Raw genomic sequence first — 22,820 nt, 5'->3', positions numbered from 1 at the left:
TTAATCCTTCGTATGGTTGTAAAGAAAGTCAATGCCATTACCGGTATCGCCAGCGGTAATTTGGATGCTGAAGTAGCGATTTAATAAATATTTAATGGTTAGTACATTACCATCATTTTGAAATAAGCCCATATTATAACTTAGATATAACCGTTTGGTTATGGATTTACCTATCACAACGGCTGTACTTTCATTGGTTTGATTGCTGGCTTGATCATAGGAAGCTGAGCGCTGTAGATTAAAGTCAAATCCTAGCGTATTTTTTAATTGGCTAATGAGTTGAGCCCCTTTGGTTCCTGAATCAAGATCCATTGCAGAAATAGCTGATAAGAGCAGTTGCCCTCCAGATTGGCTAGCTTGGCTTGCTGGCCTTCCTAAAATCATCAGCGATAAAATATCTGCTTGCGATAAATTAGAGGGAATAGAAAACAGCTTAACTTTTGGGTTGTTAATTCGGCCAGTGACTTCTACTCCTACCGTGACTTTCCCACCTAAATCAAATGTTTCTAAATTTCCTGAACTAAAATCAAACATTTCATTGGATGGGGCAAAACTGCTTGCATTTTTGAAGAAACGAACGGCCCTGATTCGAATACCGGGGTTAGTGAGTAGCCCACCGGTAAACATGAGCTCTCCTTCTTTGATGGTAAGATTTTGCCCATAGGCTTGATACTTCCCATCATGGATGCGAAGTTCCCCGACAGCAAAAGGATCGGCTCCTGGAAGTTTTTGGATGCGTATCCCACCTTCTAAATTACCGGTCAAGCCTTTGACATCTAATTGAACATGTTCGCCCATTTTTAAATCAATATCGGTTGTGATTGTGAGTGGAGTGGTTTCTTTTTTCTCACTTACAAACACAGCATCTTCAGTAAGACTGACGGTATCACTAAAGGTTATGGGTTTAATTTCAGCGTGGGGAACAAGTACCGTGCCTTTAATTGCAACCGCATTCGGCTCAAATTGAATTACAAGATTAGGTGACACATGGATAGAATACTCCGCGGTATTAAGAGCGGGAATGTTTTCACCCTTAAGCGTCATTTCACCCATTACCGTTGGCGCAAATCGACCGCTTCCACTTATTGCTAAGCTATTCCCTTGGGATAGAATACTTCCTGTCGCATTCCACTGGTTATTCGCCGTTTTAATCTCAAGGTTAATCGGGTTATAGGTGATATCTAAATTAGGAAGATAGATACTAGCGTTGTTTAAATTAAGTTGCCCTTCAAGAGCTGGATTCCCTAATGTGCCGGAGGCAGTTAACTTCATGGCCAGCTGGCCATGAAGTTTTTCAATTTCAGGGCTTATTCCATTTAAAAACTCAAGGGAGTCAATATTTAGACGAATGTCACTCTGAATGGGTTGTTTTGATGAGTAGGGAGTAGCTAAGCTGTATTGAGGCATCGAAAGGCTTAGATTAATGTGTTTATTGCGATCAAGCGTAAGTGCTCCTTTACTCGATAAGCCCTTAGACGTTAATTTAGCGGTTATTTTTCCTCCTTCAAATGAGATGGAAGGAAGTGTCTTTTGCTCGCTAGAGCGGTAGCTCCCGGGACTCACTAAAAACTCCATGTTCCCTTTTTGGGGGGCAGTTACTTTGGCATCTGCTTTAATGGTCGTATTTAGGCCCCTTAGAGCAGGATGCAAAAGCTCAGGCTGCGTGATTAAGGCATGCGCATCCCATTGATATAGGTCTTTTCCTTTAAAGGTCAGTTCATTTGGTCCAAGGGATAATTTTCCATTAAAAGCGCGATTAGCATAATGAATATCGCCTCGTAATAGATGCTCTAAATATTGAGCGCTAAAAGAGGACGTTAGCGTTAAAGTTTCAAGCGTGGTTCCCGAAAAATGGGTTGTAAATTCAATATGGGAAATAGGGGAATCGATTGCTTCAAAGGAAATCGCTTTTGAGTAGATTTTACCCCTTAAATGCGATTTGGCAGTCAGATCATAAGACACGTCTGCGATTATATTTCCTTGCGGTGTATCTAACACACTATGGGTTGTTATGGCTTGATTTTTGACTTGGGTGTTAATTGATAATTGACCGTTGAGAGGGCGATTAAATACCGCGTTGGCTTGGATATTCATATCCTGCCAGGTTCCATTAATTTCTAAAGAGCCCTTTTTACTCGCTAAGCCATAGTTGGGATTTAAGGTCCATTTCGCATCCTGCCATTTGGCATTCAATTGAATTTGATGAGCCTGTTTCAAACTACCTTGAAGTTGACCTTTCAATGGACCTGAGAATTGTCCTTGCCATTGATAATGCGATAAATCTCCAGAGAGCTTAACCTTCCCTTTCAACGCGTGTTTATGTGTTTTGGCTTCCAAAATCGCTAAGGTAGCCATCACATGATAAGGAGGCTTGGGTTGAATTTTGGCATTTAAATCTAAAAGCAATCCAGCATAATTTATCTCTAACTGATGAACGGACCAGAGTTGATTATTAAGTTCTGCTTCTAAGGTTAAATGATTCAGTACTCGCGTGATGCCAAGTTGTTCCACTTTGACGGCATCAAGGGTAAGATTTTTCACTGCGATAGCTAGAGGAAGTTTTGGAAACTCAAAGTCAATTTCTGCTGTCTCTTCAATGACTTCTGGCGTATCTTTAATTTTAATATAGAGTGTTTTAGCACGAAGTTCTTGAATGATTAATCGTTGTCGAATTAAAGCCAAAGGTTTTAAATGAAATTCGCCCTGAATTAATTTGATTTGTTTTGAATCATCTTCATATACTAGTTCTTGAAAGGAAAACTCATCAATGAAGTGACCTTCAAGTTTTTTAATCGATAAATGGCCAGGGATAAACGCATCAATCAGTTTAATGGTCGTATAAAGTCCTGGCGTCGTTGCTAAAAAAAAGGCTAATATCGCAATGACTACGATAAACATACTCAGAAATACATAAACGACCTGTTTTAAATAGCGCATCATTAAATATCCGGTCCCATGTTAATGACCAGTTTTGGATCCCTTCCTGGTACGCGTTGAAAACGATTCGTGATGGGAAAGGCTACCCCAACTTTAATTGGCCCAATTGGAGAAACCCACATCAACGCAGGGCCTGCATCATGTAGCATTTCTCTTGGAGTTGGCTTATATACATCTCCGACGTCATAAAAGCCTATTAAATACCATTTATCAATGAATTCTTTTTGTATTTCTATGCCACCATAGGTCATGACTTTACCAGGACCAATCGAGTTAAAGCTGTATCCTTTCAAGTTTTCAGCGCCCCCAAGCAGCATGGCAAGCGATAGCGGTAATTCGTACACATTACTAATGCCAGTTATTCCTTGGATCCCATGAAGATAGAAACGAGTACGGATTGCATCCAAGGTTAATGCACCTTTTGCATCGATGGTAGCTTGACTGATACTTGGAGCGATTAGCCCATTCATGGTGATGTTATAGCCAGTCGGCGTAAAAAGTGGATCGGTTGTCTTAGTCCAGGTTAACACGGCCTTGGGATAGAATAATGATTTTGTGGTTTTAGGAAAACCAGTGTAATTAAATCGCTCCGATAACGCATTAAGCGATAAGACTCTTTGATGATTTTTTTTAATGTGCTGATGCGCAAGTGATAATAAGAAAGCATTGCTGTAGCCAGTGGGGTAATCCAGATTTGAAACACTTCCTGTGATATTATAATTGTCCGTAATTGGGTTTCTTCCAGGAATCACATACTGTGCTAGTAGAGCATTTTCTTTAAATGAACCTTGGACAATGGCATTGAATTTATGACCGGCCCGATTTACAGGGACAATGTGCAGGGCTGCTCGTCCACGTGGCCCGGTATCGGTACCATAACCAACTCCTAAAGTATAATTTATTCGATGGACTCGTTCGAGGTGTACATCAATCGGGACGGTACGATTAGAATCAATTTGGGGCTTCACGACCACGGATCGAAAATAACCGCTTGCTGAAAGGGTTGATTCCAGCGTTAATAGTTGCTCAGTTGAATAAGGTTGCCCTGGTTGAAAAGGAAGATAGCGTCGTAACAATTCTGGGCTTACATAGGTTGGATCAAATCGCACGTGACCAAAATAAAACTGTGGACCTGTATTAAACACCAGCGTGATGTGAGTGGTGTAACGCTTCCTATCAATTAATACTTCGGATTGTTCAAAAGTCCCATGCAGGTATCCCTCATGTTCAGCGGCACTTAAGATGGATTCTTTGGCTTCATCGTATTTGGGGCTTAAAAAAGGTTGACCTTGTTTAAGTGGAAGAGCGTGCAGCGCTTTTAATAGTTCAGGATTGTTCGATCCCTCGCCTGTAATCTGAACTGAGAGGCTGGTTATCCTCATTTTAGGCCCAGGATTAATATGAACTCTTAAATATTGATGAGATCGTGCAAGAATCCTAATCCGTGGAGCAAAATAACCATAGGGATACATTGCTTTCTCAATTTGATGACGCAAAGCTTCTTCGGGATCCTGTGCTATCGATTCATCCCGATATAACTCTTCCAGGCGAGACTGAATATTTTGCTTAACCTCGTTTTTAACACCACTGATTTCAAATTTGACCGCTAAAGCCGTGGTTGCAGTTAGCCAGCAAAAAAGTATGAATAAAATGTATATTGGAAATTTTTTGATCAATTTTAATCGGTTGCTTTTATCAATCATGACGTTGGACTATAACATTATTCTGCTACTTCAGCAGCCATTAATGTTTTTAGACGATATATGAGTTCAAGGGCGTCACGAGGCGAAAGCGCATCTGCATCCACTCGTAAAAGTTCCGTTTCAATCTTTGAAAGAGAAGAAGCTTCTTGATGAGGATTGAAATGGGGTTTGATGGCGGTTTCAGCCCGTTGTAATTGTTGAGTTGCGAGAGAAAGCACCGCTTTTGGAAGGCCCGCTAAAGCAGCCACTTCAAGACCATAACTTTGTTTTGCATAGCCAGGTTCAACACGATATAAAAACGCAATCCCTTGTGCGCTCATTAAGGCTTTCAAATGCATATTTTGAATGGAAGAGAATTGTTCAGGCAAATGAGTGAGCTCGAAATAGTGCGTTGAGAATAACGTATAAGCTTTGATGGTGTTTGCCAGATATGCACAACATGCATAGGCTAAGGCCATGCCATCATGGGTACTCGTACCACGGCCTATTTCATCAATTAGAACCAAACTTTGGCTTGTGGCATGATTTAAAATATGAGCGGTTTCAGTCATCTCGACCATAAAGGTTGAGCGACCCGAGGTGAGATCATCGCTTGCTCCAATACGGGTAAAAATTTTATCAATTGGTCCTATGGTGGCTTCAGCTGCGGGTACATAACTGCCAATATGTGCTAAGAGAATAATCAAGGCGGTTTGTCGCATATAAGTCGATTTACCCCCCATATTCGGCCCAGTAATTAATAAAACATGCTTGGAAGGTTCAACTTCCAAATCATTTGCAATAAATCGTTCTTGCAACAGTTGTTCAATGACAGGATGTCTTCCTGATTTAATATGTATCCCTGCCTTACTGCTTAAAGAAGGTGCGTTCCAACCTAAAGATTGGGCACGTTCGGCAAGCGTATTTAATACATCTAACTCAGCAATGGCTTGTGCTATTTTATGAAGCGAATAAAGATAAGGCTGAATAGCTTCTAAAAGATGTTCGTAAAGCCATTTCTCTCGGGCTAATGCTTTGGATTGTGCAGATAACACCTTTTCTTCAAAAGTTTTTAATTCCGGCGTAATAAATCGCTCGGCATGTTTAAGGGTTTGCTTTCTTTGATAATAATCAGGAACTTTATCGGATTGTAAACGGCTGAGTTCAATATAATAACCATGAACGCGATTATATCCAAATTTCAAAGCAGAAAGCCCCGAGCGTTTTTTTTCGTTTTGCTCTAATTGAAGGAGCTTATCGGTGGCATGCTCACTTAACTCGCGTAATTCATCTAACTCCTCATCAAACCCTTTAGCAATCACCCCACCATCTCGAATCAGTATGGGAGGATTTTCATTAATGGCTTGGCAAAGTAAGGCATGCAGAAGAGGTAGAGGCTTTAACTCAGTATGTAAATGAGCGGCTAAGTCCGAATGGCAACGGGCAAGCAACTGTGCCAACTCAGGTAATAAAGATAAGGTGGATCGCAATAGAACCAAATCTCTTGGGCGTGCTGATTTTAAACCAATTCGTGCGCTAATTCGTTCAACATCGCACATTTGTTTAAGGAGGTGATGGATGGCAGGTCCTTGTTCAGCCTTTTGAAGGGCATGAATGGCTTTTTGTCTTTTAATAATGGCTTCATGGTGTCGAAGGGGACGGCCTAACCAGCGCTTTAGTAAGCGACTGCCCATAGTTGATGCTGTATGATCTAGCAGTCCAAAAAGACTTAAGCTTCGTTGCGCTTGCTGGGTATCGAACAGTTCTAAATGCTTTTGGGTGGAAGCATCCAATTGTAGAAAATCAGCGCTTCGTTCAATGGTTATTGTTTTTAAGTGGGGTAGGGCTTGCCGTTGGGTCATCGCCAAATAATGCAGTAAGCAGCCAGCCGAGGGGATGGCTTTGGGGCATTCTGCTTTTCCTAAATCATTCAGTGTTTGGCCTTCAAATTGTTGAACTAATTTTTTCTCGGCACTTTGTAAATCAAAATCAGAAGCAGGTCGTAGCTTTACGGTAAATAATTTTGCAAGATGAGTATAGATTTCAGACTCGGTTAATAAAATCTCGGCGGGATTTAAACGAGCCAATTCCGCGATTAATTGAGCTTTGTTGTCTAATTGGGACAAATGAAAACGCCCGCCGCTTAAATCAGCCCAAGCGAGTCCGTAATGTTCTTTACTTTCATGAACCGCTAATAACAAATGGTCTGATTTAGACTCCAAAAGCGCTTCATCAGTGACGGTCCCTGGGGTGATGATGCGGGTCACTTGCCTTTCAACAGGGCCTTTACTGGTGGCAGGATCTCCCGTTTGCTCACAGATAGCGACCGACTCACCCTTTTTAAGTAAGCGTGCTAAATAATTTTCAACGGCATGATAAGGAACGCCTGCCATCGGAATGGGCTTTCCAGCTGATTGACCGCGATGAGTTAACGTTAAATCCAATAACGTCGCTGCGCGTTTTGCATCCTCAAAAAACAACTCATAAAAATCCCCCATGCGATAAAAAAGTAACATATCAGGATAATCCGCTTTAATTCGCAAATATTGCTTCATCATGGGGGTGTGAGTGGATGACATCATGATTAGAAACGTATAAAAAAATTTATCCCGATTCTAACAAAGGATATTCATGAAGTCAGTAAAGAGAATCGTCGTTACAATATCGTGGTCGAGCTATGATCCTCTTATAATCAGCGTAGACATGATAAAAAGAACGAATTTATTTATTCATTAGGGAACAACCGATGAGATTGTTCATCGCCTATATTTATAACGATTGGCTTGGCCTTTTCCAAATCGAGTGCAAAATAACGATCTTCTCCCCAAAAGGAAACATCATTTCGAACTAAATCTAGTATCTTTTGCAGCGTATTAGAGGTCTTATATGGCTGTCGCAAATCAATACCTTGGCAAGCGGCAAGAAGTTCTACCGTTAAAATACCGTGGACATTTTCCACAATGTCTTTTAAGCGATAAGCAGCATAGGTTGCCATGCTGACATGATCTTCTTGATTTGCGGAAGTGGGTAAACTATCCACACTAGCTGGGTGCGCTAAAGATTTATTGGCACTCGCAAGCGCTGCTGCAGTGACATGCCCAATCATAAAACCAGAATTAAGTCCTGGATTTTGAGTTAAGAAAGCCGGTAATCCAGCATTGAAGTTCGGATCAATTAAAAGCGCGATTCTTCGTTCAGCAATGGCGCCAACTTCAGAGAGTGCAATAGCAAGCAAGTCCGATGCCTGTGCTACCGGTTCGGCATGAAAATTACCGCCGGAATAAATTTTGTCAATCTCTGTAAAAATCAAAGGATTATCCGTAGCAGCATTGGCTTCTTTAGTTAATATCGTTTCTACATGTCGAACATTATCAAGACTTGCGCCAACGACTTGTGGTTGGCAGCGTAAACAGTAGGGATCTTGAACTCTCGTACAATCGAGGTGAGATTGTCGTATTTCACTGCCTTGTAGATAGGAAAGAAGTGTTTTTGCAACTTGAATTTGACCTGTTTGGCCCCGCGCCTCATGAATTTGAGGATAAAAAGCGGTATCACAACCTTCTGCTGCGTCAACGGATAATGCACCAATGATCACACTTGCACTGATTAAGGTTTGAGCCTTCAATAAATAATAATAGGCAATTGCGGTTGAAACCTGAGTTCCATTAATTAAAGCCAACCCTTCTTTCGGAGCAAGCTCCAGTGGTTTTTGTGAAATCAATTTCAACGCTTCAACACCTGAAATTATTTCGCCTTTATAACGCGCAGTTCCTTCTCCAATGAGCGGTAGACATAAATGAGCGAGAGGTGCGAGATCACCCGAGGCACCGACAGAGCCTTTAGATGGGACACAAGGATAAATCTCTTCATTATAAAATTTGATTAAGGTCTCAATAATAATGGCACGAACCCCAGAAAATCCTCTTGCTAAGCTGTTGATTTTGAAAAGGAGAATCAATTTAACCAGATCATCAGGAAGCAATTCACCCATCCCTGCTGCATGAGATAGAAGAATTCGACGTTGAAGCGTTGTTAAATCAGAAAAAGGGATGGACGTATTGGCTAATAGGCCAAAACCGGTATTAATGCCGTAAACCATTTGTTTTTTTTGAATAATACTCTTAACAAGCAATTCTGCTGACAATACCCGTTCCCAGCAACTGGGCTCCAATGAAATAGAAGTTGATGTGGTAAATAATTGGCGAATCAGCTTAGCTGTGAGGTTACCTGGGGTAATTTGAAGTGTATTCATGGCAGGACTCTTTTGACTAATACGCCCAAAAGTTAAATGCATTGTATCAAGTCAATTTTAAAACGCAATTAGCCCTATCATTGGCAACATACCCATGAGCAATTTTCATGCATTTGCTCTCAGCCTAAAATCTCGCATGTTCATTGGCCATAAGTATATATATTTTCATCAAGCATGGTATTAAAAGATCGACTAAAATGATAAAGTACAAATAAGTCCTTCCAATACTAAAAATTTTTGCTAGACTGGTGAAGGAACTTCTTCAAAAAAAACAAAAAAAATAGGGAGATAAACATGAAAAAGTTGGCCATATTATTAGCCGCTGGTGTGATGGGCTTAGCCCTTACTGCTTGTGGTGGAGAAGAGCAACGTAAACAGCCTGAAGTTAGCAACGAAGCCGTTGCTCAGCCAAAAGCTGAAGACCAAGTAAGACCAGCTGCAGAACCAGCCCGGCCTGCTGCTGAACAAGAAGAGCAAAAAGCTGGAGAGTAATTCCACTCCAGTTTGATTTTTTATTAATTAATTGGCCCCGTTATGACACGGGGTTTTTTGTTTTATGAACGACTCATTACATAAAGAACCTATAGATGCGGTCATCACTTGGGTGGATGGCCGTGATCCGAATCATCAGAAAAAATTAGCCGATTATCTTGCTACTCTTGGCATTAGCCGACCAACTTCGGCGGCTCCAACACGCTTTAATGAATGCGGAGAATTAACATATAGTGTTTTTTCTTTATTGCATTATGCACCTTGGATAAGAACAATTTTTCTTGTTACCGATGATCAAACCCCACCTGTGTTGAAATTATTACAAGGAACACAGTTTGAAAAAAAATTAAAACTTATTGATCATCGTGAACTATTTAAAGAATACGAACAATATCTTCCCACGTTTAACAGCATTACCATCGAGTCGATGCTGTGGCGTATACCAGAACTTGCTGAGCGATTTATTTATTTTAACGATGATTGTTTACTCGTACGTCCTCTGAACTATGAAGATTTTTTTAATCAAAACAAACCCGTGCTTAGAGGAGTGTGGAAAACTCAGCATCATAAAAAATGGCATACTCAGCTAATTCTTTGGCTACCTTATTGGTTAAGAGCCTCAAATTTTTATAAACCAGTTGATGAACACCGCGCGTTGCAAGAAAATACGGCAAAAAAGGTAGGGTTTAAGAAACGATTTTTTCATTTACACCATGTTCCTTTTTCCTTATGCAAAACAACATTTAAAGACTATTTTTCTAATCACCCTGAGTTATTATCGGCAAATATTGTTTATCCTTTGCGTGATAAAGAACAATTTTGGCCCATTTCTTTAGCGCATCATCTAGATTTAAAAAACCATAATGCTGTGGTTGACTTACAGTTAAAAGCAATCATGGTGAATGGCGCCTTTCATTCGCTTAAAAAAATTAGACAACGCTTACATCAAATTGAAAAAAACAATCAAATTGCATTTCTTTGCATGCAAAGTATTGATTCTGCGCCACCTGAAATTCAACAATGTATGTTAGATTGGCTAGATGAGCATATTCCACTAAGATTTTCGTGACTTAAAACAAGAAAAACATTCTGTAAATAAATGGGGAGAACCGATGGAATTTCTGTCAACTGTGAACTGGCTTGGCTTATTTTATGCCTTAGCGTTATTGATTATCGGTTTAATTGTTGCAAAGCAAGTAAGCTCTATGGTTGAGCGAGCCGTTACCAAACGTTTCTCACGGCATCAGGCTCTTTTGACAAGACGCCTTATCTTTTATGCCCTTCTTTTTATATTCGTCTTTTCTGCTTTACAACAACTTGGGTTTAAACTTACGGTATTATTAGGAGCGGCAGGGGTATTTACTGTTGCTTTAAGTTTTGCATCGCAAACAGCCGCTTCAAATTTAGTGAGTGGGATATTTTTAATTTTTGAATGCCCTTTTAAAGTAGGGGATACCATCAAAATGAAGGATCTTTTAGGAACGGTGGACTCAATCGATTTATTGTCTACTAAAATTTTGACCCCTGATAATATGCGAATTCGAATTCCCAATGAGACCATCGTTAAGTCTGAGATCATTAACATGAGTTATTTTAAAACCAGGCGGATTGATATTCTTATCGGTGTATCCTATAAAAGCGATATTGAGCAGATAAAAAAGGTACTGCTTGATTTGGCTCATAATAATCCAGACGTATTGGATAATCCTGCTCCTCAAGCCATCATTAATAATTTTGCGGATTCTGCTATTGAAATTAAGTTTATGACTTGGACTGATACGAAGAAGTTTGTTAACGTTCGAGCCCAATTAAATGAGCAGATTAAGAAACGATTTGATGAGGAACAGATTGAAATGCCTTACCCTCAAATAACACTCCACCGAGCATAACTTATGGATCCTGTAACACAAGGAGCGCTTGGAGCAGCTTGTTCGCAAGCTATATTGCATCCTTATGATAAAAAAAATGCCTGGATTATTGGCGCGGTTTCAGGCATGGCGGCAGATTTGGACTTGCTCATCCGATCATCGAATGACCCCATGCTTTTTTTAATCTATCACCGCCACTTCACACATTCTCTATTGTTTATACCAATAGGTGCCCTCGTTGTGGGGTTATTTTTCTTGATGTTCCAACGCTTTCGAGCACGTTGGCGTATCACGTTATTAGCCTCTTTAATTGGCTATGCAACGCATGCCCTTTTGGATACCTGCACGAGTTATGGAACGTTATTGTTTTGGCCTTTTTCCAATTCTCGCTATGCTTGGGATTTTATATCCATTATTGATCCATTTTTTACTCTTCCTTTAGTATTAGGTGTGGTTTGGACGCGTGTATTGGATGATCGAAAAGGGGTTTGTTATGGTTTAATACTGGCGCTACTGTTTTTACTGATTAATATAGAACAACATCATCGCGCATTAACAGCCTTCGAATCCTTTGGTAAAGCTAAATATCTAAATTTAAAAAAGGTACGTGTTTTTCCCACATTGGCTAGTTCAACCCATTGGAGAGGTGCTGGATTTATTGGCAATAAAATCGTCTTGGTAGAAGTAAAAACGCCAATTTTTTCAGAGAGCTTTGTTCAATCCGCGAAGCTTTATCCAGCATTTAGTTTATCGGAGTTATCCAAGGCAGCTTATAATTCCGGCCAACAGGCTCGAGACTTTAAAATCTTTTATTGGTTTACCGATGGATATTTAATAAAAGCAAGTGATAATCCCTTGGTTGTGGTTGATGCTCGTTACATCTATGGAGTGCCGGTGCGCGCATTATGGGGAATTCGCTTAAATCCTGGTGCCGCCCATGTAGATAGCGTGCGAGACATCCATCTTATGAATGGAGTGAATTTACCATGAGTATCGCAATTTTAGCGACAGGCGATGAAATTATTACCGGAGATACCTTAAACACCAACGGGCATGAACTGGCACACCGTTTGGCATCAGATGGCTTATCCCCTGGGTTACAATTAGCTTGTGGAGACGAAGAACAAGAAATCATTTCCTGTCTTGAGTTTTTATCAAAGCACAAAGATACTGTGATTATCATAGGAGGGCTTGGTCCTACCTCCGATGATCGTACCCGTTTTGCGTTGGCTCGCTTTTTACAACGTAAGTTAATAGAACATAAAGAAGCCATTCAACATATAGAACGTATTTTGTCACGTGCAAACCTAACGATGAACACAGGAAATCGCCAGCAAGCACTGTTTCCTCCTGCCACAGTGTTACTACCTAATCCCTTTGGTACGGCAATGGGTGGAATCTCCCAAGCCAACCAAAAAACGTTTATTCTTCTTCCAGGCCCGCCTCGAGAATGCCTGCCAATGTTTGAGCAGTTTGTCTTGCCTGAACTTCTAAAAAACAAATCGAAAGGGAAAGTATTGTTAAAATGGCGGTTATTTGGCGTAGCTGAAAGTGCTGTCGCACAAATGCTTGAAGAAGCCATTTCTACCGTTGATTGTGAGGTAGGATATCGTTTGGATGTTCCTTATGTGGAATTTAAAGTACGTTGTCATCAACAGCAGGTCAGTGAAATAAAAGCACGGATTGATCCGCTTGTTACTGATTTTATTATTGCTCCTCCCGAATATCGAGCTTCAGAGCTTTTAAGACAACGCATTGCTGAGCTTAACGATACGATCGAAATTATAGATGATGCAACAGGCGGGCGGCTGCAAACGGCGCTTCAGCGTCAGGATAATTTTCATAAATTAACTTTTCATGAACGCGAATCTAGATTGCATTTTTATATCAGTGGGTTACAAGAATATTGGGAAAACATCACAAGTTCTAACACGCAATTAACCATAAAGTATCAAAACGATGGTCAGCAAGGCAGCGAAACCCATGAAATCCCATATCGAAGTCCCCTAGTATTGGAATATGCCACCGAATGGTTATGCTTCCGATTGCTTCATCTCATCAATCAATTGCATTAGGGCATAACATAGTTCTTCAGTACCGGCCTTCGTTGCTGCAGAAACAGGGAATACTTTGCCCTGCCAATTTAAGCCAGCACAGATGGAATCAATGCGTTTTTTAAGTTCCTTTTCATCTGAGATGGTATCGATTTTATTTAAAACCAGCCATCTTGGTTTATGCAATAATGCCGGATCAAAGGCTTTAAGTTCAGATAAAATGACCTTTGCAGACTCAATCGGGTCACTGCCGTCTATGGGGGAGATGTCAACCACATGTAATAAAACGCACGTTCGCGATAAATGACGCAAAAATTGATGACCTAGCCCGGCGCCTTCAGCAGCACCTTCGATAAGCCCTGGAATATCAGCCATGACAAAGCTTTTAAGCGGAGAAATTCTCACAACGCCAAGATTGGGATGAAGGGTGGTAAAAGGATAGTCCGCTACTTTAGGTTTCGCACTGGAAACAGCTCGAATTAAGGTTGACTTACCCGCATTGGGCAATCCTAAAAGTCCAACATCCGCTAAAACACGTAACTCGAGCCTAAGTTGCCGAACCTCACCAGGAGTACCGGGTGAGGTTTGTCGTGGCGCTCGATTGACGCTACTTTTATAGCGAGTATTTCCTAGGCCATGAAATCCGCCTTGAGCGACCAAGAGCCTCTCCCCAGCTTGCTTGATATCGCCTAAGAGCTCGTCGGTTTCAACATCAAACACCATGGTTCCCACGGGCACTTGAATAATAAGATCGTCGCCTTTTTTACCGGTGCAGTTTCCACCCATCCCACCTTCGCCGTTCTCTGCTTTATACTGGCGCTGATAACGAAAATCAATGAGGGTGTTTAAATCCTGGTTTCCTTCAAGGAAAATGCTGCCGCCATCCCCACCATCCCCACCATCCGGGCCGCCGCGGGGAACATATTTTTCACGTCTAAAACTAAGACAGCCATTACCGCCTTTACCGGCTTCAACTTTAATGGTGGCTTCATCTACGAATCGCATTGTTTTAGCTCTTAAAGATAGGCGTTCTTTGGTGGAAGGGGATAGAATTGCCGGACAAGGCTTCCGACAATTCTTATGCTTTAGGGAACGTAGATGCGATTATCCTTCGCTGACTTCACTAGCAGCTGGATCAATCATGACGAACTTACGATTTTGAGCACCTTTGGTGGTGAACCGAACAAGGCCTGATACTAACGCATACAGTGTATGATCGCGTCCCAGTCCTACACCTTCTCCAGCATGAAATTTCGTTCCGCGTTGACGAACTAAGATTTCTCCTGCATTCACCATTTGACCGCCGAAGCGTTTAACACCAAGATACTTTGGATTTGAGTCGCGGCCGTTACGTGTACTACCGCCTGCTTTTTTATGTGCCATTGCAATATCCTCTTAAACGGGCAAAACCAAATATTTATTACAAAATTTAGTTTGCACTTATTTCTTAATACCAGTTATTTTAACTTGAGTATAGTACTGTCTGTGACCCATTTGCTTCATGTGGTGCTTACGACGACGGAATTTAATAATTTTAACTTTTTTATGACGGCCATGTTCGACGACTTCAGCGTTAACTACGGCCTTGTCAACCAAAGGAGTTCCGCAAGTTACTTTATCGCCGTCTGTTAACATCAATACTTCGTCAAATTTTACGTTACTTCCAACATCAGCGGTCAGTTGTTCTATTTTTAAAACATCGCCTTCTTTAACGCGATATTGTTTACCGCCTGTTTTGATTACCGCATACATAATTAATTCTCCAACTCGCCTGCTTGGCCTTCATGGGTTCAATAAAGGTGCACATTCTATAAAATTACCGAGACGACTTCAAGTTGTATTTAAAATATTGTATACTCCGCGCACTTGTTATTTGAGAGTTTGTCTCAAGCAACAGTCTGTAAACACTAAGCGTTGCAGAATCAACCCCAATTAGCCTGGTCGCAAGGTTAAAATGCTAAATGGTTAGCATGGGGATATGTTTTTTTACGGAGACTTATAGAATGTCAACAATTACTTTAGAAGCAGAAACTAGAAACGATATAGGGAAAGGTGCGAGCCGCCGCCTACGTCGCGAAGAAAATAAAGTACCTGCTATTATCTATGGCGGTGATAAAGATCCACAATCCATTCATCTTTTACATAATAAAGTGTTAAAAGCACTCGAAACTGAAAGCATCTATTCGAGTGTATTTGAATTAAAGATTGATGGGAAAAAAGAAAAGGTTATCTTAAAAGATCTACAGCGTCATCCATATAAACCCATCATTATGCACATGGACTTACAGCGTGTCAGCGCGAAAGATGTTCTTGTTAAAATGGTTCCTATTCATTTTATCAATGAAGAGAAATCCAAAGGCGTGAAAGCGGGTGGCTTAGTTAGTCATACTATGAACCAGGTTGAAGTTCGCTGCCAAGCAAAAGATCTTCCTGAATACATCGAAGTCGATTTATCTGATATGGAAATGGATGATGTATTGCATCTGTCTGATTTAAAATTGCCTAAGAACGTTCAATTATCTATTGATCCAACAGAAGGCGGGCATGATCACCCTGTGGTCAGCATTCACGAACCCCGTGTTGAATTGGAACCAGCACCTGAAGCAGAAGCTCCAGAAGTTGAAACCATTCCTGGACCTGAGTCTCTGGAAGCTCAACAAGCTGGTGAAGAATCCGCTGAAGAATCAGGTGAAGAAAAACCTGAGTAATTCGCCTTGGGTTGAGCACGGGGTTGCTCAACCCAACTTGTTTATTAAAATCAAGGCGTAAAACGTTCATTCATGACCATCAAGCTCATCGTCGGTTTAAGAAACCCAGGTGCATCCTATGCGCAAACGCGCCATAATGCAGGCGGCTGGTTTGCCGAACAATTAGCGAACCGTTATAATCTTACGTTTAAACCAGAAAAGAAATTGCATTGCGAGCTAGCTCATCTTGAAATCGATGATAAGACTTGCAAAATTATTCTTCCCTTAACATTTATGAACCACAGCGGCATGCCTATTCGAGCCGTTGCCCAATTTTACCGCATTAAGCCCGAAGAAATATTGGTAGCCCATGATGAACTCGACCTGCCAGCAGGTCGCATCAAGTTAAAAACAGGCGGGGGGCATGGAGGACATAATGGCCTGCGGGATTCGATTCAACAATTGGGGATGAATCATTTTCATCGGTTAAGGATTGGGATAGGCCATCCAGGTCATAAAGAACTGGTCTTAAATTATGTATTAGGCAAACCGAGTGCTCCTGAGCGTGAGGCCATTTTTAACGCCATTGATCGTGCCGTGGATGAGATACCTACCATTTTATCAGGTAATCTCGCCAAAGCGATGAATCAGATTAATGTTGGTGATTAAATATATTTCTCACGAAACCCCCACTCTCCTATTAATGGAAGAGGGGAATCTTTAATCATGCAGCTTTACGAATACAAGAGTTCACTCCACTCAATGTATCATTTTAAATGAGGTTTTCATGGGATTTAAATGCGGTATTGTAGGCTTACCCAATGTAGGAAAGTCCACTCTTTTTAATGCGTTAACCAAAGCGGGCATTGAAGCGTCCAATTATCCTTTTTGTACGATCGAACCTAATGTGGGTATGGTTACCGTTCCAGATCCTCGATTAATTGCGTTAAGCGAGATTGTAAAGCCTGAGCAAACCGTGTCGGCGGTGATGCAGTTTGTGGATATTGCTGGACTTGTCAAGGGTGCTTCTAGTGGGGAAGGGCTTGGCAACCAGTTTTTAGCAAATATCCGCGAAACCGACGCCATTGCTCATGTGGTTCGCTGCTTTGATAATTCCGATGTGGTTCATGTTGAAGGGAAGGTTGATCCCATTGATGATATTGAAGTGATCAATACCGAACTTGCTCTAGCCGATATGGAAACCGTAGAAAAAGCCCTCAATAAAGCTGGAAAATTAAATAAAAGCGGTAATAAAGAAGCAGCATTTGAAACAACAACACTGGAAAAAATCAAAGCGCATCTGGATGAAGGCTATCCTGTAAGGACCCTTGAATTAACTCCTGATGAAGCGACAGTGAGTCGCCGATTATTCTTACTCACCGCAAAACCTGTGCTATACATTGCAAACGTGGATGATAACGGGTATGAAAATAATCCTCATTTAAACCGGGTAATCGAGTTTGCAGAAAAGGAACAGGCTGAAGTCGTTGCCTTATGTGCTGCAACCGAAGCTGAGCTCATGGAGCTTGAGGAAGAAGATCGAATGGAGTTTATGCAAGACCTTGGATTAAGTGAACCTGGTTTACATCGAGTGATTCGGGCAGGGTATAAATTATTGGGATTGCAAACTTATTTTACAGCCGGAGTTAAAGAAGTGAGGGCTTGGACGATTAAACAAGGAGCGACAGCTCCCCAAGCAGCCGGCGTGATTCACACCGATTTTGAAAAAGGATTCATTCGCGCGGAAGTTATCGCATATAATGATTTCATTGCTTATCGCGGAGAACAAGGCGCTAAAGAAGCAGGAAAATTACGCTTAGAAGGAAAAGAATATCTTGTTAAAGATGGTGATGTCATGCATTTTCGTTTTAATGTGTAATGCTTCAACCACTCTAGCTCAAAAAAAATTTTCTAGCCCATCTATGGCCTGTTGACAATCCACCTCATGCCCTATGCAGCTGGATTTGACGCGTTGTCCAGTGTTTTAGCGAAGTATGCCTTGATTCCGTGGACAAGTCGAGAAAACAGGCAAGTCGTAGATTTAAGCTACCCCCAGCTTTGATGATTTTTACATGATGTCTTAATAAAAGCAATTTGAATAAAATCAGCTATGATTATAATATAATCACTTATTCTTAATACATTCATGTCAGATTCTCCCAAAAAGACTTGTCTAAAAGAAATTACAGCTGGTTTTTTAAAAGAAATTGATAAATTAGACGATATCGATAGAACGATCACCAATGAAAATTTTAAGGGATCATGGGGCCTAAATAACGCCGATGTCAGTAGAATCAGGGCTCGTAAATCCGTTATGGAAGAGGTTTTTCATTCCCTCCAGCAAGATATTTTAAACCAATCGACGCTTACTGATAAAAAAATGCCCTATGCGTCTAAAGTAACGGCTCATTCTGAGAGACTTAATGCTCATATCGATTCCATGACTGAGGATAAGGCTACTGAAGTGCTTCATAATTTTTTAAAAAAAACAGATGAAATATGCAATAACAAAGAGGTTGTACAAAGAAGTCCTTATAAAAATAGTGCAGAAAGAATGACTACAGCTGAAAAAAGCAGTGCCTTAAAAGAACATTCGATAAGCAAAAATTGGGTATCTAACTTACTAGCCAAGTTTGTTAAAAAAGCGAGGGAAGCATTAGGGATCAAAACTTCTTCTGAGCGACTTCTTGATGAATCAAGAGAAAAAGCAAGCTTTGGAAAACCAGGTATGCATTGAATCCTCTCTTAACCCTTGCTAAAGTGTATTCATTCGTTTTTAACCGATTTTACCGATGGACCATGCAGCTGAAATCAAACGATTAAGTGTTGCGTTTAAAACCAAGGAAGCTCCCATCGTTGCGGTGAAAGACGTAAGTTTTGAGCTCTATCCTGGTGAAACACTCGCATTACTTGGCGAATCAGGATGTGGAAAATCGCTGACTTCTTTAGCCTTAATGCGTCTTTTGCCTCTCTATGGAGTTTACGGGCAACAAAGTGAGATCAATTACGCTGGCGTTAATCTCTTAAATCTTCCTGAACAACTCATGCGTACGTTTCGTGGGCGAAGGTTCGCGATGATCTTTCAAGAGCCAATGACCGCACTAAACCCTGTGCTAACTATCGGCCAGCAATTATCTGAAGCATTAAAGCAGCATCAATCCTTAAGTCAGTCTGAGCGACAAAAGCAAATGATTGCCTTATTAAACGAAGTGGAAATGCCTCATCCTGAGCGACGGCTTATCCAATATCCACATCAATTATCTGGAGGGCAAAAGCAACGGATTGTCATTGCCATGGCGTTGGCTTGTAATCCTGAAATATTAATCGCTGATGAACCCACCACAGCGCTTGATGTTACGATTCAAGCGCAAATTCTTACGCTCTTAAAAAAATTGCAAGCTCGCCACCAAATGAGCATGCTGCTGATAACACATGATTTAACAGTGGTCAAAGCAACGGCTGATCGAGTTTGCGTGATGTATGCTGGACAGATTGTTGAAAATGCAACGGTCGATGACTTTTTTAAGCAACCTTTACATCCTTACTCGCAAGAATTACTGGTATCCGTGCCTTCTATTGCTAAGCGAGGGCAAAGGCTTCATACCATTAAAGGTACGGTGCCCACGTTGGATGCTATGCCAATAGGATGTCGTTTTCATCCTCGGTGTGCCCATGTCTTTGAGCCATGTAACGAAATTGAACCCGAGCTTCAACCGATTGAGCAGCGAAAGGTTCGTTGTCATCTATATCCAGAACATATTGTCCCACCCGATTTACCGAATCATAATGAGACATGGGCTGAGCTTGAGAATCACGCTGAACCCATCTTGAAGGTCAACAATATGTCGGTTCATTTTATATCAGGAAGTCTTTTAAAAGGAACCAGAGAAGTTTTTAAGGCCGTTGATGACATTTCATTTGAGATTAAAAAAGGTAAAACGTTGGCGTTAGTGGGTGAATCGGGTTGTGGGAAAACAACCATTGCTCGCACCATTATGCAACTACAGCCCATTACATCAGGAAAAATCTTATTTCATGATGAGGAGGTTACTCGATTAAAAGGCTATGCATTACGACAGTTTCGCAAAAAAGTGCAGATTATTTTTCAAGATCCCTATTCTTCGATGAATCCTAGATGGACAATTGATGAAATCCTAGCAGAAGGCATGCTCGCTCAAGGGATTAGAACGCGAGACATTAAGAAAAAACAAGTTCACTTACTTGAGCAAGTGAATTTGCCGGCAAATTGTTTGTCTCGTTACCCCCACCAATTCTCAGGTGGCCAGAGACAACGGATCTGCATCGCCCGAGCTTTAGCAACCGAGCCTGAGCTACTTATTTGCGATGAACCCACCAGTGCTCTTGATATTTCCGTTCAAGCTCAAATTATTAATCTTTTGAAAGATTTGCAGCAAGAACAAGGATTATCTTATTTGTTTATAACGCACAATATGGCAGTTGTTGCTTATCTTGCCGATGAGGTACTGGTTATGAAATCCGGTAAAAAAGTTGAAGAAGGTTCTTCTGATGATATCTTTCAAAATCCTAAAGAACCTTATACTCGCAAGCTACTTGAAAGCGTTTTACCCAACTAGTGCACAATTCTTCATATTTCCTTAAGAATTTCGCTTTATACTTAACTATAAGATTAACATAATCATTTTATGAGTGATTTCCATGAAATTAAAACGATATCAAATTACTTACGATAAGGTTCCTGAGTCTTTTGATTTGCCTGAGGGTATCTATCTTTCTCCAGAAATAGATGCTCTCCCTGAGGATTCAAGCCAATATACAGAGGAACAAAAAAGCCAACTTAGGAATTATTTAACAACTATGTTAAAAGATCTTCCTCGAACCTGCTATATCGATTTTGATGGTAGAACAGTGGAAGATTTAAAATCCTTCTGGGTGGTATCAACACCCTTTGGGCATCAATTAGCACCAGGGGTTTACCCTGGATATACTCAAGGAAATTTAACCGGAGCATCGATCGGCCACGTGATCTATACCGTTAATATTTCTGTTCCTTTGATGAACTCACAACCTCATCTCACTAAAAAATTAAGCCAAAATGAAGTTAGTGTTTGTTTCTTTTATATCGATGATGAAGGGAATCCAGCTGGATTCTCACTCATTGCGATGCTGGATGATTTAACCCCTGATAAAAAAGAAAAAGGATGGATTATCACCACGTTACAAAATATAACTGCAGCGCCGAAAGATCGCGCGGTTGAAGTTTTTGCGACGGAAAATTTTGTACCGAATGAAGGGCAATCTGAAATTATTGTAGATGGCTTTGCTTCGTTTTCAGGGGAGCTTCGTCAAGCTATTCGTAGTGATAAAGTATTTCGTCTAATATCAACATTATTTAATAAAAATGGTTCCATTAACGAAGAGTCTTTACGTGTTTTACATCTATGCATTCAACCTAATACGATTTTTGATCCCCAACGTTTATACGAATACAAAAAAACTGAACTACAACTGTTCATAACACTTGCTGAGCAAGCAGAAGTTCCGCAGGAAGTTGTTAAACAAATAAAATATGAACTTGAGCACGCTGATTTGCTTAATGAGGACGTTTATAAGGATTATATGAACCGTTTATTAGCAATATTAACGGACGATCTAAAATCTTTTCCATTTCAAGTTCGAGAAGCTGTGAAGGCATTTCATAAAAAAACGGCACAAAATGTAGCCGATGTAAAAATATCTGCTATGAAACAAGGCTTCATGTTAGAATCAATAGACTCTTATCAGCAATTGATGACTGACATTCCTGAGCAAGTACGCTCACTTTCTCAAGCGCTGCAAGCCGTAGAACAACCAACCGTTCATACACGAAGTTTTTTAAGCCGAAACTTAAGCCCATTTGGTAAGGGATTATTGATTGGTTTGTTAGCGGGTGTTGGCGTGGCATTAGCGTTGACTGGGGTGCTTGCGCCACTAGGCATCGCAATAGCCGCAGCCGCAACCACACTATTGGTGGGAGGATTTTCTGCTGGAATCATGATAAAGCAAAATGAACAACATTTTGCAGCAGAAGAGCGTCGATATAAAGAAATAATTACATCGATTGAAGAGGAGTCTCTAATGGCTCACACTACATCCCTCAGTCAGTGCATTGGAGCTATCACTCAAAGCCAACAGCAAGAGGACGATGTTGATATACCGAATTCTGAATCCATCAGTGATTTTTCAGCACCTTCCGTTGAAGAACTTTCCAGCTCAGAGTCTTCTACAACACTTGAGTTAGAATCATTCAGTAATTCAGGGCATGAGGAAGAGGATACTTCTCTGGAACCAACTCCAACGTCTGGTGCTTCTGAAGAAACAATAGTTAAGCCAAGTTTCTTGAAAGGGATCCAGTCTAAAAAATTGAGTCCTGAATCAGTTGCACATGCATTATGGCTAAAGGATAAGCGTTCAGAATCAACGAGTGAATCTCTTCGGGAATTCTCAATGTGGGCGAATAAGAAGGGCTTGTCTTTTGGGGAACAAGAAGTTCAAGAGGTTATTTCTAAAACATACCAAATGAAACACAAATCGACTTAACTGAGGTATCCAGGTTCGAAGTGATATACCAGCATCGGTGGATGTTGCAATCAAGCTGACTACGTAGTGGGCACTTTGTTGATGCTTTGGTCAATCCAAAGCATGTTGGAGTATATTAGGTTAAGAAGTACGATTTTTACTACCCCTACGTACCTCGGCTTGACCCATAGGTATCTACACAAATGCTTCTCCTATTATTTGGCGAAGCATTTGTTTAAGTTCTCCTGGGTCATATCGTTCTAATAAATCGAGTGCATTAAGAAGAGAACAAAGCCCTGTAAAAAGAGCTG

The 22,820-nt window shown here is 40.8% G+C and carries 18 protein-coding genes; 11 read left to right on the top strand and 7 right to left on the bottom strand.

The window, feature by feature from the left end; genetic code table 11:
• The 4 genes from E1O41_RS07245 to hutH all read right to left on the bottom strand — a co-directional run bounded on the left by E1O41_RS07245 (nucleotide 1) and on the right by hutH (nucleotide 8,871).
• Nucleotides 1–2,940 carry a translocation/assembly module TamB domain-containing protein gene (locus E1O41_RS07245; protein ID WP_131776662.1) on the bottom strand — a complete coding sequence of 980 codons (2,940 nt, stop codon included), beginning with the start codon at nucleotides 2,938–2,940 and terminating at the stop codon, nucleotides 1–3.
• Nucleotides 2,940–4,640, bottom strand: a complete 1,701-nt coding sequence (locus E1O41_RS07240) for an autotransporter assembly complex protein TamA (protein ID WP_229669343.1) — start codon at nucleotides 4,638–4,640, stop codon at nucleotides 2,940–2,942. Before E1O41_RS07240 ends, E1O41_RS07245 begins: the two co-directional genes overlap by 1 nt.
• Nucleotides 4,641–4,657: 17 nt before the next feature.
• Nucleotides 4,658–7,198: a DNA mismatch repair protein MutS gene (mutS, locus tag E1O41_RS07235; RefSeq protein ID WP_131776819.1), complete on the bottom strand. Its 2,541-nt coding sequence runs from the start codon at nucleotides 7,196–7,198 to the stop codon at nucleotides 4,658–4,660.
• 146 nt (nucleotides 7,199–7,344) lie between these two features.
• Nucleotides 7,345–8,871 carry a histidine ammonia-lyase gene (hutH, locus tag E1O41_RS07230; protein ID WP_131776661.1) on the bottom strand — a complete coding sequence of 509 codons (1,527 nt, stop codon included), beginning with the start codon at nucleotides 8,869–8,871 and terminating at the stop codon, nucleotides 7,345–7,347.
• 294 nt (nucleotides 8,872–9,165) lie between these two features.
• Between hutH and E1O41_RS07225 the strand changes: the two genes are divergently transcribed.
• The 5 genes from E1O41_RS07225 to E1O41_RS07205 all read left to right on the top strand — a co-directional run bounded on the left by E1O41_RS07225 (nucleotide 9,166) and on the right by E1O41_RS07205 (nucleotide 13,306).
• Nucleotides 9,166–9,363 (top strand): hypothetical protein, encoded by a 198-nt coding sequence (locus tag E1O41_RS07225; RefSeq protein ID WP_131776660.1) that lies wholly within the window; start codon nucleotides 9,166–9,168, stop codon nucleotides 9,361–9,363.
• A 64-nt stretch (nucleotides 9,364–9,427) separates the two neighbouring features.
• A complete protein-coding gene (locus E1O41_RS07220; RefSeq protein ID WP_131776659.1) occupies nucleotides 9,428–10,432 on the top strand; it encodes a stealth family protein in 1,005 nt (334 codons plus the stop codon).
• A gap of 43 nt (nucleotides 10,433–10,475) precedes the next feature.
• Entirely contained in the window at nucleotides 10,476–11,252 is a 777-nt protein-coding gene (locus tag E1O41_RS07215; protein ID WP_131776658.1) for a mechanosensitive ion channel family protein, read from the top strand.
• Between the two features lie 3 nt (nucleotides 11,253–11,255).
• The gene (locus E1O41_RS07210; protein WP_131776657.1) at nucleotides 11,256–12,221 is read left to right on the top strand and encodes a metal-dependent hydrolase; all 966 of its coding nucleotides are present in this window, start codon (nucleotides 11,256–11,258) and stop codon (nucleotides 12,219–12,221) included.
• Complete coding sequence (locus E1O41_RS07205; protein ID WP_131776656.1) at nucleotides 12,218–13,306, top strand: competence/damage-inducible protein A; 1,089 nt, start codon at nucleotides 12,218–12,220, stop codon at nucleotides 13,304–13,306. Before E1O41_RS07210 ends, E1O41_RS07205 begins: the two co-directional genes overlap by 4 nt.
• On the opposite strand, the gene cgtA is transcribed toward E1O41_RS07205, so the two are convergent.
• The 3 genes from cgtA to rplU all read right to left on the bottom strand — a co-directional run bounded on the left by cgtA (nucleotide 13,265) and on the right by rplU (nucleotide 15,037).
• The gene (gene cgtA, locus E1O41_RS07200; protein ID WP_131776655.1) at nucleotides 13,265–14,290 is read right to left on the bottom strand and encodes an Obg family GTPase CgtA; all 1,026 of its coding nucleotides are present in this window, start codon (nucleotides 14,288–14,290) and stop codon (nucleotides 13,265–13,267) included. The two genes, E1O41_RS07205 and cgtA, sit on opposite strands and share 42 nt — an antisense overlap.
• Nucleotides 14,291–14,389: 99 nt before the next feature.
• Entirely contained in the window at nucleotides 14,390–14,668 is a 279-nt protein-coding gene (rpmA, locus tag E1O41_RS07195; protein WP_131776654.1) for a 50S ribosomal protein L27, read from the bottom strand.
• Nucleotides 14,669–14,725: 57 nt separating this feature from the next.
• Nucleotides 14,726–15,037, bottom strand: a complete 312-nt coding sequence (gene rplU / locus E1O41_RS07190) for a 50S ribosomal protein L21 (RefSeq protein ID WP_131776653.1) — start codon at nucleotides 15,035–15,037, stop codon at nucleotides 14,726–14,728.
• Nucleotides 15,038–15,288: 251 nt separating this feature from the next.
• On the opposite strand from rplU, the gene E1O41_RS07185 reads away from it, so the two are divergent.
• The 6 genes from E1O41_RS07185 to E1O41_RS07160 all read left to right on the top strand — a co-directional run bounded on the left by E1O41_RS07185 (nucleotide 15,289) and on the right by E1O41_RS07160 (nucleotide 22,530).
• On the top strand, nucleotides 15,289–15,993 hold the full coding sequence (locus E1O41_RS07185; RefSeq protein ID WP_131776652.1) for a 50S ribosomal protein L25/general stress protein Ctc: 705 nt from the start codon (nucleotides 15,289–15,291) through the stop codon (nucleotides 15,991–15,993).
• A gap of 72 nt (nucleotides 15,994–16,065) precedes the next feature.
• A complete protein-coding gene (gene pth / locus E1O41_RS07180; protein WP_131776651.1) occupies nucleotides 16,066–16,641 on the top strand; it encodes an aminoacyl-tRNA hydrolase in 576 nt (191 codons plus the stop codon).
• Between the two features lie 118 nt (nucleotides 16,642–16,759).
• The gene (gene ychF, locus E1O41_RS07175) at nucleotides 16,760–17,851 is read left to right on the top strand and encodes a redox-regulated ATPase YchF (protein WP_131776650.1); all 1,092 of its coding nucleotides are present in this window, start codon (nucleotides 16,760–16,762) and stop codon (nucleotides 17,849–17,851) included.
• A gap of 267 nt (nucleotides 17,852–18,118) precedes the next feature.
• The gene (locus E1O41_RS07170; RefSeq protein WP_131776649.1) at nucleotides 18,119–18,709 is read left to right on the top strand and encodes a hypothetical protein; all 591 of its coding nucleotides are present in this window, start codon (nucleotides 18,119–18,121) and stop codon (nucleotides 18,707–18,709) included.
• Between the two features lie 55 nt (nucleotides 18,710–18,764).
• Nucleotides 18,765–20,567: an ABC transporter ATP-binding protein gene (locus E1O41_RS07165; protein ID WP_131776648.1), complete on the top strand. Its 1,803-nt coding sequence runs from the start codon at nucleotides 18,765–18,767 to the stop codon at nucleotides 20,565–20,567.
• Nucleotides 20,568–20,649: 82 nt separating this feature from the next.
• Nucleotides 20,650–22,530, top strand: a complete 1,881-nt coding sequence (locus E1O41_RS07160) for a hypothetical protein (RefSeq protein WP_131776647.1) — start codon at nucleotides 20,650–20,652, stop codon at nucleotides 22,528–22,530.
• Nucleotides 22,531–22,820: the final 290 nt, after the last annotated feature.

Source organism: Legionella impletisoli (genome assembly GCF_900639875.1).
GTDB lineage: Bacteria > Pseudomonadota > Gammaproteobacteria > Legionellales > Legionellaceae > Legionella_A > Legionella_A impletisoli.
The sequence above is the reverse complement of the archived record's forward strand: the minus strand, read 5'-3'. Positions and strand labels throughout refer to the sequence as shown.